This window comes from Streptomyces sp. NPDC058257 (assembly GCF_042881845.1).
Classification (GTDB): Bacteria; Actinomycetota; Actinomycetes; order Streptomycetales; family Streptomycetaceae; genus Streptomyces.
Genome location: NZ_JBHVXJ010000032.1, coordinates 27,911 through 41,996 on the forward strand (window position 1 = coordinate 27,911; position 14,086 = coordinate 41,996).

Here is a 14,086-nt window from a genome sequence, read left to right on the forward strand (position 1 = left end):
ACTTTTCGACTTGTTCTAGGAGCTAGGTCAGATGGTGAACGACGACAAAATCCGTCGCCTTCTCAAGCAGGTGACGGCGGACCTGCACACGACTCGTCGGAGGATGCAGGAGCTGGAGTCCCGCGAGTCGGAGCCCCTCGCGATCGTGGGGATGAGCTGCCGGTTCCCCGGCGGCGTGGCCACGCCCGAGGAGCTGTGGAGGCTCGTCGCGGACGGCGTCGACGCGGTCTCCGAGTTCCCCGCCAACCGCGGCTGGGACGTGGACGGGCTCTACCACCCGGACCCCGACCACCAGGGGACCACGTATGCCCGCGAGGGCGGCTTCTACTACGCGGCCGACGAGTTCGACGCCGGCTTCTTCGGGATATCGCCGCGCGAGGCGCGCGCCATGGACCCGCAGCAGCGGCTCCTCCTGGAAACCGCGTGGGAGGCGATCGAGCGGGGCGGCATCGACCCGCAGAGCCTGCGGGGCAGCCGCACCGGCGTGTTCACCGGCACCAACGGGCAGGACTACACGGCCGTCGTCGCGGAGGCCGCCGACAGTACCGAGGGCTACTCGGGCACCGGCAACACGGCGGCCGTGGTCTCCGGCCGCCTCTCCTACACCCTCGGCCTGGAGGGCCCGGCCGTCACCATCGACACGGCCTGCTCGTCCTCGCTCGTCGCGCTGCACCTGGCGGCGCAGGCCCTGCGGCAGGGCGAGTGCGGACTCGCCCTGGCCGGTGGCGTCTCGCTGATGTCGACGCCGACCGCGTTCGTGGAGTTCAGCAGGCAGCGCGGCATGGCACAGGACGGCCGCTGCAAGGCGTTCGCGGAGGCCGCCGACGGCACTGGCTGGGGCGAGGGCGTCGGCCTGCTCCTCCTGGAGCGGCTCTCCGACGCGCGCCGCAACGGCCACCCGGTCCTCGCGGTCCTGCGGGGCTCCGCGGTCAACCAGGACGGCGCGAGCAACGGCCTCACCGCCCCCAACGGGCCTTCGCAGCGCCGTGTGATCCGCGCCGCCCTCTCCGGGGCGGGCCTCTCCACGGGCGACGTCGACGCGGTCGAGGCGCACGGCACCGGCACGACCCTCGGCGACCCCATCGAGGCGCAGGCGCTCCTGGCGACGTACGGGCAGGGGCGTCCCGCGGACCGGCCGCTGTGGCTCGGCACGATCAAGTCGAACATCGGCCACACCCAGGCCGCCGCCGGTGTCGCCGGCGTCATCAAAATGGTCATGGCCATGCGGGCGGGCGTGCTCCCGCAGACCCTGCACGTGGACCGGCCGACCTCCCATGTCGACTGGAACGCAGGGGCGGTCGAGCTGCTGACCGAGGCGCGGGAGTGGCCGGAGACGGACCGCCCGCGCCGCGCGGGCGTCTCGTCGTTCGGCGTGAGCGGCACCAACGCGCACGTCATCGTGGAACAGGCACCGGCCGAGCAGGCGGTGGCCGCCGCCGAGGAGACGGAGGCCGGGCCCGAGTCCGTCGAGTCTTCCGGTTCCGCGGAGTCCGCCGAGCCCACCGGGCCCGCGGAGCTCCTTGAATCCTCCGTCGAGTTGTCGTCCGATGCCGTGGAGGGCGTCGTCCCGTGGCCCGTCTCCGGCCGGACCGCGCAGGCGCTGCGCGCCCAGGCGGGACGGCTGCGCGAACGCGTTCTCGCCGATCCCGGCCTTGCCGCGGACCACGCCGGACGCGCCGACATCGCCTGGTCCCTCGCCTCCGGCCGCGCCGCGCTCGAACACCGCGCGGTGCTGCTCGGACCGGACCGTGAGCAGCTCCTGACGGGCCTTCAGACCCTGGCCTCCGAGGCACCCGGGGCCGCACCGGGTGTCGTGGTGGGCGAGGTCGTCGAGGGCCGCCTGGGCGTCGTCTTCACCGGGCAGGGCAGCCAGCGCATCGGCATGGGAGCGGAGCTGTACGCGGCGTTCCCCGTGTTCGCGCAGGCCTTCGACGCTGTCTGCGCCCACCTCGACCCGCTCCTCGACCGGCCGCTGAAGGAGGTCGTGTTCGGCGCCGGTGATCCCGCGTCGGCCGAGGCCGAGCTGCTGGCACAGACCGGCTACGCGCAGCCCGCGCTCTTCGCCGTCGAAGTAGCCCTGTTCCGGCTCGCGGAGTCCTTCGGCGTACGGCCGGAGATCCTCGGCGGCCACTCCGTCGGCGAGCTCGCCGCCGCCCACGTCGCCGGGCTCTGGTCCCTTCAGGACGCGGCCAGGCTCGTGGCCGCCCGCGGCCGGCTGATGCAGGCACTGCCCCGCGGCGGAGCGATGCTCGCCGTCCAGGCAGCCGAGGCCGACGTGCTGCCGCTCCTGGACGACGTCTCCGAGTGGGCAGGCCTCGCCGCCGTCAACGGCCCCGCCCAAGTGGTCCTCTCCGGCGACCGGGGCGTCCTGGAAGACCTCGGCTCCCACCTGCGCGCCGAAGGCCGCAAGACCCGCTGGCTGAAGGTCTCGCACGCCTTCCACTCGCCGCTCATGGCGCCCATGCTCGACGAGTTCCGGGAGATCGCCCGCGGCCTGGAGTACGGCACGCCCGCCCTGCCCCTCGTCTCCAACGTGACGGGGCGCCTCGCCACCGCCGCCGAACTCCAGGACCCCGAGTACTGGGTGCGGCACGTGCGCGAACCGGTCCGCTTCCACGACGGGCTCGGCGCCCTCACCGGCTTCGGAGCGAGCACACTCCTTGAGCTCGGCCCCGACGCCGTCCTCACGGCGATGGCCCACGACACCCTCACCGACACCACCGCCCAGGCCGGACTCGTCCCGGCGCTGCGCCGCGACCGGCCCGAGACCGACACGTTTCTCACCGCGCTCGCCCGCGTCCACGTGCGCGGCGCCACCGTCGACTGGACGCCGCTGCACGCGCCCGTCGCCGCCCGCCGCCGCGTCGACCTGCCCACGTACGCCTTCCAGCGGCAGAGCCACTGGCTCGAGACGGCCACCCCCCAGACCCCCGGCACCGCCGCGACCGTGGTTCCCGCCGACGGCGCCGAGTCACGCTTCTGGGAGGCCGTGGAACACGCCGACCTGGCGGGCCTGGCCAGCGCGCTCGACGTGCGCGACGACGCGCCGTTCAGCGATGTGCTGCCCGCCCTGACGGCCTGGCGGAACAAGGAACGCCGCATCTCCGCCCTCGACAACTGGCGCTACCGCGTCACCTGGAACCCGCTGCCGCGCCCGGCTGACGCCATCCCCGCGCTCCCCGGCACCTGGGCGCTCCTGGTCCCCGCCGGACGCGACGGCCACCCGTGGACCAGGGCGGCCGAACAGGGTCTCACCGCACACGGGGCGCAACTCACCGTGGTGCGGGTGCCGGACGCCGCGGCGAGCGACCGCGCCGCCCTGGCCGAGCTGCTGCGCCCGCACGCCGCCGGACTCGACGGAGTCCTCTCCTTCCTCGCCCTGCCGAACGGCGCGGGCCTCTCCGACGACGCCGCGTTCACCCCGGCGGCCCGCACGATGACGCTGCTCCAGGCACTCGGCGACGCGGGCGCCACCGCCACGGTGTGGGCGGCGACCCACGGCGCCGTGACCACGAGCCCCGCCGAGGGCCCGGAGGACCCCGCCCAGTCGGCGGTGTGGGGCCTGGGGCGAGTCGCGGCCCTCGAACACCCGCAGACGTGGGGCGGCCTCGTCGACCTGCCCGACGCGGCCGACGACCAGACGGTCACGGACCTCGTCCGGGTCCTTGCCCCCGCCCACGAAGGCGAGGACCAGGTCGCGGTGCGCCGCTCCGGCGTCTTCGGGCGCCGCCTCGTGCGCGCCCCGCTCGGCGAGGCCCCGGCCGCGGAGTGGTCGCCGCACGGCACCGTCCTCATCACCGGCGGCACCGGCGCTCTTGGCGGGCACGTCGCGCGCTGGCTCGCCCGCGAGGGCGCGCGGCACCTCGTCCTCGCCGGACGCCGCGGCCCCGACGCCCCCGGCGCCACCGAACTCCGTGCGGAACTGGAGGAGTTGGGGGTGCGGGTGACCGTAGCGGCCTGCGACGCCGCCGACCGCGAGGCACTCGCCCGCGTTCTCGCGGACATCCCCGACGACGCCCCGCTGACCGGCGTGTTCCACACGGCCGGAGTCCTCGACGACGGCGTCATCGACGGCATGACCCCGGACCGTCTCGCCGCGGTGTTCCGCGCCAAGGTGCAGTCCGCCCGCCACCTGGACGAACTCACCGCAGACCACGGGCTGTCGGCGTTCGTTCTCTTCTCCTCGTACGCGGGTGTCGCGGGCGGCGCGGGGCAGGGCGGCTACGCCGCCGCCAACGCCTACCTCGACGGGCTCGCCGCGACCCGGCGCGCCATGGGCCGCACCGCGACATCCGTCGCGTGGGGCCCCTGGGGCGGCACCGGCATGGCCGCCGAAGGAGCCGCCGCCGAGCGGCTGCGGCACGGCGTGATGCCGCCCATGGAACCGGACCTGGCGATCGCCGCCCTGCAACAGACCCTCACGCACGGCCAGACCGCCACCGTCGTCAACGACATCGACTGGGAGCAGTACGCCCCCGGCTTCACGACGGTACGCGCGAGCCGCCTGTTCACCGACATCCCCGAGGTCAAGGTCCTCGACCGCACCCCGGACGTGGCGACCGTCGCCCCCGGCGGCGCCCTCGCGCAGCGCCTCGCAGGGCTCGCGCGGGCCGACCGTGAGGCGGCACTCCTGGACCTCGTCCGCGAACAGGCCGCGGGGGTCCTCGGCTACCCGAGTGTCGACGACATTCAAGTAACGCGCGCCTTCCGCGAGTTGGGCTTCGACTCCCTCACGGCCGTCGAGCTGCGCAACCTCATCGGCGCCGCCACCGGCCTCCAGCTCCCCACCACGCTCATCTTCGACCACCCGACCGCGACCACGCTCGCCGCGCACCTGCACGCCGAACTGTTCGCCGACGAGCCCGACACGGCGCTCCCGGCCCCGGTCACCCGGGCGGCCCCGGACGACGAGCCCCTCGCCATCATCGGCATGAGCTGCCGCTTCCCCGGCGGCGTGAGCAGCCCCGAGGACCTGTGGCGGCTCGTCGCGGACGGCGTCGACGCCATCGGCGCATTCCCCGCCGACCGCGGCTGGGACGTCGGAGCGCTCTACGACACCGACGCCGACCAGGCCGGTACGTCGTACGTCCGCGAAGGCGGATTCCTCTACGACGCGGGCGAGTTCGACCCGAAGTTCTTCGGCATCAACCCGCGCGAAGCCCTCGCCATGGACCCCCAGCAGCGGCTCCTGCTGGAGGCATCCTGGGAAGCCTTCGAGCGGGCCGGAATCGACCCGCTGTCGCTCGGCGGCAGCCAGATCGGCGTCTTCGCCGGAACCAACGGCCAGGACTACACCGCCGACCTCGACGCGGTCCCCGAGGAGGTCGAGGGATACCTCGGCATCGGCAACGCGGCCAGCGTCGCCTCCGGCCGCATCTCCTACTCGTTCGGCCTCGAAGGTCCTGCCCTCACCGTCGACACGGCCTGCTCGTCCTCACTGGTCGCCCTGCACCTGGCGGCACAGTCGCTGCGCCAGGGCGAGTGCACCATGGCGCTCGCGGGCGGCGTGTCGGTGATGTCGTCGCCGGGCACGTTCATCGAGTTCAGCCGCCAGCGCGGCCTTGCCACCGACGGCCGCTGCAAGGCCTTCGCGGCGGGCGCCGACGGCACCGGCTGGGGCGAGGGCGTCGGCATGCTCCTCGTGGAGCGCCTCTCCGACGCCCGCCGCAACGGCCACAAGATTCTCGCGGTCGTACGGGGTTCCGCGGTCAACCAGGACGGTGCGAGCAACGGTCTGACCGCGCCCAACGGGCCTTCGCAGCGGCGTGTGATCCGCGCGGCCCTGGCCAGTGCGGGACTCGCGGCCGGTGATGTGGACGCGGTGGAGGCGCACGGCACGGGCACCACGCTCGGCGATCCGATCGAGGCGCAGGCGCTGCTCGCCACCTACGGCAAGGACCGCCCGGCCGAACAGCCCCTGTGGCTGGGCTCGGTGAAGTCGAACCTCGGTCACACGCAGGCAGCCGCGGGTGTCGCCGGAGTCATCAAGATGGTCATGGCGATGCGCGAGGGGGTGCTCCCGCAAACCCTGCACGTGGACGCCCCCACGCCCCAGGTGGACTGGACGGCGGGCGCCGTCGAGCTGCTGACCCAGGCCAGGCAGTGGTCGGGCCGCGGCGAGGACACGCCGCGCCGCGCGGGTGTGTCGGCCTTCGGCGTCAGCGGCACCAACGCGCACGTCATCGTCGAGCAGGCCCCCGCCGACGCACCGGCCGCGCAGACCGGGCCCGCCGGGCCGCCGCTGGTGGCCGGCGTGCTGCCGCTGGTACTTTCCGGGCGTACTCCGCAGGCCCTGCGGGGGCAGGCCGTGCGCCTGCGCGAACACCTCGTGACGAACGACCAGTTGAGTATGGCGGAGGCCGGTTACTCCCTCGCCACCGCACGGTCGCGCTTCGAGCATCGGGGCGCCGTCGTCGGCCGGGACCGTACGGAGTTCCTCGCCGCTCTCGAACGGCTCGCCCGGGGCGACACCGACGCCGTGATCACGGGCCGCGCGGGAGACGGCGCGAGCCGACCCGTCTTCGTCTTCCCGGAAGACGGGAACCACCTGGCCCGGCCGATCACCGAACTCCTCGACACGAGCCCCGTGTTCGCCGAGCGGATGCGGGAGTGCGCCGACGCCCTTTCCGCCTTCGTGGACGGGGACCTGATCGAGGAACTGCGCGCCGAGAACTCCCATCGTGCCGACGCCGCACGAGACGCCGCACGAGACGCAGTACGGGATGCCGCCGTGCGTCTCGCGGTGCCGGTGTCCCTGGCCGCAGTGTGGCGCGCGGCCGGTGTCGAGCCGACCGGTGTGCTGGGCCACGGCCGGGGTGAGATCGCCGCGGCCGTCGTCGCGGGGATGCTCTCCCTCGAGGACGCCGCCCGTGCCGTGACGCTGCGGGACGAGGACGCCCCCGAGGTGCCTGTCGTGCCGCGACCGGCCGATGGCGATGGCCCGTTCGTCGAGATGACCCTGCACGAGGACGGCCCGGCCGGGCTTGTCGCCGCGCTCGCCGAGGCGCACGTCAACGGCGTCGAGCTGGACTGGCAGGCGCTCTTCCCCGGCGTCCGCACCCTCGTCGACCTGCCCACCTACGCCTTCCAGCGCGAGCACTACTGGCTGGTGGACGAGAGCGCCCGGGGCGCCGGCACGGCCGCCACCGCCGACGACGAGACCGAGGCACGGTTCTGGGAGGCCGTCGAACGCGAGGACCTGGAGGAACTCGCCGCCGAACTGGACGCCGAAGCCGCCGCCTCCGAACTGGGCGCGGTCCTGCCGGTGCTGTCGTCGTGGCGCCGCCAGCGCCGCGAACGCTCGGCCGTCGACTCCCTGCGCTACCGGGTGGCCTGGAAGCCACTGTCCGGCGGCGCCCTGCCGTCGCCCGTCCTTTCGGGGCGGTGGCTGGTCGTCATGCCCGAGGACGCGGCCGAGAACGCGTGGACGACGGGTGTCGTCGATGCCCTGTCCCGGGCCGGGGCCGAGGTGCACCATCTTCGCGTACGCACCGACGACCTGACGCGTGAAGGGCTGGCCGAGCAGCTGCGGCAGGCGGCTGACGCGGCTGACGCAGGTGACGCCAGTGACGCCGGTGACGGCGGTCTGTCGGGCGTGGTCTCCCTGCTGGCTCTGGCAGAGGACCTCCACCCCTCGCACGCCGTGCTGCCGACCGGACTCGCGGGCACGGTGGCGCTGGTGCGGGCGCTGGCCGAATCGAACGTCGACGCGCGGCTCTGGGCGGTGTCGAGCGGTGCCGTATCGACGGGCCGCAGCGACCGGCTCGCCCACCCCGTCCAGGCTCAGATGTGGGGTCTCGGCAGGGTCGTGGCCCTTGAGCACCCCGAGCTGTGGGGTGGTCTCATCGATCTGCCCGAGACGCTGGACGTCCGTGCGGGCGCCCGCCTCGCCGGGATACTCGCCGGAGCCGGGGACGAGGACCAACTGGCCGTACGCGGCTCCGGAGTCTTCGCACGCCGACTCGCGCACGCCCCGCTCGACGCCGGGGAGACCGGCGCCTGGACCGCGCGCGGCACCGCCCTGATCACGGGCGGCACCGGAGCGATCGGTGCGCATGTCGCGCGCTGGCTGGTGCGTGAGGGCGCCGAGCATCTCGTACTGACGAGTCGTCGTGGTCTGGATGCTCCGGGCGCCGCCGAACTCAAGGCGGAGCTGGAGGATCTTGGGGCCGAGGTCACTGTCGCCGCGTGCGACGTGGCCGACCGGGATGCCCTGTCCGCGCTCCTGGAGCAGCTCGCCCGTGACGGGCACACCCTGCGCTCCGTGTTCCACGCGGCGGGAGTGAGCCCCGCGCTCGCACTCGCCGACACCTCGGCGGCGGAGCTCGCGGAGGCCTTGGAAGCGAAGGCCGGAGGCGCGGCGCACCTCGACGAGCTGCTCGGTGACGCGCCGCTCGACGCGTTCGTGCTGTTCTCGTCCATCGCAGCCGTCTGGGGCAGCGGCGGACAGTCGGGCTACGCCGCAGCCAACGCGTTCCTCGACGCGCTCGCCGAGCGGCGCAGGGCCATCGGCCGCACCGCCACGTCCGTCGCGTGGGGCGGCTGGGGCGGCAGCGGCATGGCGGCGACCGCCGAGGCCGAGGAGCATCTGCGCCGCCGTGGCGTGCGGCTGCTCGCGCCCGACCGCGCCGTCGGAGCGCTCGCGCAGGCCCTCGCGTACGACGAGACGGCTCTGACCGTCGCCGACATGGACTGGGAGCGGTTCGCGCCCGCGTTCACCGTCGCCCGGCCGAGCGCCCTCATCGGCGCCCTGCCCGAACTGCGCCGCGAGCGCCCCACGACGGCCGCCGCGACCGCTGGAACCGCGGCACCGGCATCCGAGTGGGCACGCGGTCTCGGCGGGCTCCCGGCCGCCGAACAGGAGCGCCTGGCCCTCGACCTGGTGCGCGCCCAGGCCGCCGCCGTGCTCGGCTACGCCGACGCGGAGGCCGTCGAACCCACCCGCGCCTTCCGCGAGCTGGGCTTCGACTCGCTCACGGCCGTGGAGGTCCGCAACCGGCTCACCGCCGCCACGGAGCTGCCACTGCCGTCGACCGTCGTCTTCGACCATCCCTCGCCCGACGCCCTGGCCCGCCACCTCGTGGCGGCTCTCGCCGGGACGGGTACGGACGCCGCAGCGACCCCCGTACCCACCGGGTCCATGGCGGTGGACGACGACCCGATCGCCATCGTCTCGATGAGCTGCCGCTTCCCCGGAGGCGCCAACTCCCCAGAAGAGCTCTGGCAGCTGCTCGTCGACGGCACCGACGCCATATCGGTGTTCCCCGCCGACCGCGGCTGGGAGTCCGGCGCGGCAGCCCAGTACAAGCCCGAGGGCGGCTTCGTCTACGACGCGTCGCGGTTCGACGCCGGGCTCTTCGGCATCTCGCCGCGCGAGGCCCTGGCCATGGACCCGCAGCAGCGGATCCTCCTGGAGTCCGCCTGGGAGCTCTTCGAACGCGCCGGCATCGCGCCCAGGTCGCTGCGCTCCACCGCGACCGGCGTCTTCATCGGATCAGGACACCAGGGGTACGCGACCGGGCTCGACAGCGTTCCCGAAGGCGTCGAAGGACACCTCCTCACCGGCACGTCGGGCAGCGTCATCTCTGGCCGACTCGCCTACTCGTTCGGCCTCGAAGGCTCGGCGGTCACGGTGGACACGGCCTGCTCGTCGTCCCTGGTCGCCCTGCACCTGGCCGCGCAGGCGCTGCGCCAGGGCGAGTGCAGCCTCGCGCTCGCCGGTGGTGTCACGGTGATGGCGACATCGGGCGCCTTCGACGAGTTCAGCAGGCAGGGCGGCCTCGCGTCGGACGGCCGCTGCAAGCCGTACGCGCAGGCCGCCGACGGCACCGGCTGGGGCGAGGGCGTGGGCCTGCTGCTCCTTGAGCGCCTCTCCGACGCGCGCCGCAACGGCCACGAAGTACTCGCCGTCATGCGCGGCTCCGCGGTCAACCAGGACGGTGCGAGCAATGGCCTCACCGCCCCCAACGGCCCCTCCCAGCAGCGCGTCATCCAGGCCGCGCTCGCCAACGCCCGCATCGCACCCGAGCAGGTCGACGTCGTGGAGGGCCACGGCACCGGCACCACCCTGGGCGACCCGATCGAGGCCCAGGCGCTCATTGCCACGTACGGACAGGAACGGCCGGCGGGGCAGCCGCTGCTCCTCGGCTCAGTGAAGTCGAACATCGGCCACACGCAGGCCGCCGCCGGTGTCGCCGGTGTCATCAAGATGGTCCTCGCGATGCGCGAGGGCATGCTGCCCCGCACCCTCCACATCGACCGGCCGAGCTCCCATGTGGACTGGTCGGCCGGGACCGTGGAGCTCCTCACGGAGAACCGCGACTGGCCCGCCAGGGACGGCGCGCCGCGTCGTGCGGGAGTCTCCTCGTTCGGTGTCAGCGGCACCAACGCGCACGTCATCGTCGAGCAGGCCCCGAGGCGCGGCCGGAAGGCCGAGCGCCCGGAGGCCGGTGAGGTCGCCGTGAAGTCGGCACTGCTGCCGTGGGTGGTGTCGGCGCGCGACGCCGATGCCCTGCACGCGCAGGTGGACCGACTCCGTGAACACGCCGCTGCCGAACCGGAGCTGAACCCGGTGGACGTGGGCTGGTCACTGCTGTCGGGACGCTCGCTCCTCGAACACCGCGCCGTGTACCTCGGTGCGGACGGCGCACCCTTCCGGCACGAGATCACGGGTTCCGTGGTCGAGGGGCGGCTCGGGGTGGTCTTTACCGGACAGGGCAGTCAACGGATCGGTATGGGCCGTGAGTTGTACGAGACCTTCCCGGTGTTCGCGGACGCGCTCGATGAGGTGTGTGCGCATTTGGACACGGTGCTTGAGCGGCCGTTGAAGGACGTGATGTTCGGCGACGATGCCGAGCTGCTTGAGCGGACGGGGTACGCGCAGCCCGCGCTGTTCGCCGTCGAGGTGGCGCTCTTCCGCCTTGCGGAGTCCTTCGGGGTGCGGCCAGAAATCGTCGGCGGGCATTCGGTGGGTGAGCTGGCTGCGGCGTACGTGGCCGGACTCTGGTCCCTGGAGGACGCGGCCCGACTGGTCGCCGCTCGCGGCCGGTTGATGCAGGCGCTGCCCGAGGGCGGCGCGATGCTCGCGGTCCAGGTGGCGGAAGCCGACGTACTGCCGCTCCTCGACGGCTTGGCGGACCGCGTGGACCTGGCCGCGGTGAACGGGCCCTCCCAGGTGGTGCTCTCCGGAGAGAAGGCAGCCCTTGAGGGGATCGCCGAGGCCTTGAAGGCTCAGGAGCGGAAGGTGCGGTGGCTGAAGGTCTCGCACGCCTTCCACTCCCCGCTGATGGACTCGGTCCTGGCGGACTTCCGCAAGGTCGCGCAGGGCATCGCGTACGAGACGCCGACGCTGCCGATCGTGTCGAACCTGACCGGGCGCCTCTCGGAGATCAGTGAAGTGCGGGACCCGGAGTACTGGGTACGCCACGTCCGCGAGGCGGTGCGCTTCCATGACGGCCTCAACTCCCTCATGGAGTACGGGGTATCGACGCTTCTCGAGCTCGGCCCGGACGCGGTCCTGACCGCGATGGCCCACGACACCGTCACCGAGCCGGACCGGCAGACGGGCCTGGTCGGCGCCCTGCGCCGCGACCGCCCCGAAGCGGAGACGTTCCTGACCGCTCTGGCCAGGATCCAGGTCCGCGGGGCCGAGGTCGACTGGACGCCGCTCTACGCGCCGGTCGAGGCCCGGCGCCGCGTCGACCTGCCCACGTACGCCTTCCAGCGCAGCCACTACTGGCTGGAGGCGACGTCGGACAGCGCGGGCCACGAGAGTGCGGGCGCGGCCGACGAGGTGGAGTCGCGGTTCTGGGAAGCCGTCGAGAGCGCGGACCTCGCGGGCCTCGCCGGAGCCCTGGAAGTGGCCGACGACGCACCCCTCAGCTCGGTCCTGCCCGCCCTCACCGCATGGCGGCGGCAGCAGCGCGAGGCGGCCACCATCGACCGGTGGAGCTACCGCGAGTCCTGGAAGCCGCTCACCGACGCACAGCCGGGGGCGTGGTCCGGAACCTGGCTCGTCGTCGTGCCCGCCCCGGGCGCGGACGACCCGTGGCCGACGGGGCTCGCCGCGCTCGCCGGGCAGGACGTGCGCCTGGTCACCGTCGAGGTGGACGCAGCGGTCGGTGCGGACCGGGACAGGCTGACCGCACAACTGCGGGCGGCGGCGTCCGAGACAGCCGTCGACGGCGTGCTGTCGCTGAACGCGGGGGGTGGGCTCACGGCCACGCTGACGCTGATCCAGGCGTTGGGTGATGCTGGTGTGTCGGCTCCGTTGTGGTGTGTCACGCGGGGTGCGGTTTCGGTCGGGCAGTCCGATGGGGCGCCTGATGCGGGGCAGGCGGCTGTGTGGGGTCTTGGCCGGGTCGCGGCGTTGGAGTATCCGGAGCGGTGGGGTGGTCTGATCGATCTGCCCGGGGTGCCGGATGCCCGCGCTCTCTCGCGGCTCGCCGGGGTGCTCGCCGGAGGAGGCGGCGAGGACCAGGTGGCGGTGCGCGGGTCCGGAGTGTTCGGCCGCCGTGTCGTACGAGCCCCACTGGGCGATGCCCCTGCCGCGGAATGGTCCCCGCGGGGCACCGTCCTCATCACGGGCGGCACGGGTGCCCTTGGCGGACACGTGGCGCGTTGGCTGGCGCGCGAGGGCGCCGAGCATCTCGTCCTGACCAGCCGTCGTGGCCTCGACGCGCCCGGCGCCGCTGAACTCAGCTCCGAACTGGAAGGGCTGGGGTCCAAGGTGACGGTGTCGGCGTGCGACGCCGCCGACCGGGACGCCCTCGTCCGGGTCCTGGAGGAGATTCCCGGGGACATGCCGCTGACCGGGGTGTTCCACACGGCCGGAGTCCTCGACGACGGAGTGCTCGACGGGATGACGGCCGAGCGGTTCGAGACCGTGTTCCGCGCCAAGGTGCGCTCCGCCCAGCTCCTGGACGAGCTGACGGACGGCCTCGACCTCTCGGCGTTCGTCCTCTTCTCCTCAGTCGCCGGTGTCGCCGGCGGCGCGGGGCAGGGCAGCTACGCGGCGGCCAACGCCTCCTTGGACGCGCTCGCCGTGGCACGACGAGCGCGTGGCCTGGCGGCGACCGCCGTCGCCTGGGGTCCGTGGTCGGGCAGCGGCATGGCCGCCGAAGGCGTGGCCGCCGAGCGGCTGCGCGGGGGAGCGCTGCCGCCGATGGCGCCGGAACGCGCCGTCGCCGCCCTGCACCAGGTCCTCAACCACGGCCTGACCGCCGCCATAGTCAGCGACATCGACTGGGACCAGTACCACCCCGGCTTCACCGCGGTCCGCCCGAGCAGGCTCTACACCGAACTCCCAGAGGTGGAGCGGCTGTTGTCGGCGGCTCGGGCCCGGGGCGCCGGTGGCGCGGCCGAGGCGTCCGACACCGGTCCCGACCTGGCGGAGCGGCTCGCGGCGCTCCCGCGCGCCGAGCAGGACCGGCTGCTGCTCACCCTGGTGTGCAAGCAGGTCGCGGAGGTACTCGGGTACGGCGGTGCGGCCGCCGTCGAGCCGGTCAGGCCGTTCCGCGAGCTCGGCTTCGACTCCCTCACGGCCGTCGAACTGCGCAACCGCGTCAACGCCCTCACCGGCCTCGTCCAGCCGACCACGGTCGTCTTCGACCACCCGACGCCGACGGCCCTCGCCGACCACCTCCGCACGGAACTCGTCCGGGACGGAAGCGAGCCCACGGTGCTGGTCCTCAGCGACCTCGACCGGCTCGAAGGCAGCCTGTCGCTGGTCGAGTCGGCCGACGAGATCACCCGTACGAAGGTGGCGGTGCGGCTACAGGCCGCGCTCGACCGCTGGAAGAACGGCGGAGCCGACCCGGCGGGCGAGAGCGGCGACGGCGACGTCACGGACCGGCTCGCCGCCGCCAGCGACGACGAGATGCTCGACTTCATCAAGAACCAACTCGGCCGGTCATGAATCGGCCGGTCATGAAGGAGTCCCGTGAAGGAGCCGCGTGCTGGAGCGGACGGAGTCTCCGAAAAGAAGGTGGCATGAAATTGCGTGAGTGAGGTATAAGACTGTCGCCATGAATTAGGCTCATCAGCAGCCCCTATCCACCCCCTTTATCGAGCACCCGCCCCAGCCTCA

At 73.5% G+C, this 14,086-nt stretch carries 1 protein-coding gene; it reads left to right on the plus strand.

Annotated elements, in window-relative coordinates:
* Positions 1 to 31 precede the first annotated feature (31 nt).
* The gene (locus tag ACFVXC_RS40375; RefSeq protein ID WP_389916472.1) at positions 32 to 13,915 is read left to right on the plus strand and encodes a type I polyketide synthase; all 13,884 of its coding nucleotides are present in this window, start codon (positions 32 to 34) and stop codon (positions 13,913 to 13,915) included.
* Positions 13,916 to 14,086 lie beyond the last annotated feature (171 nt).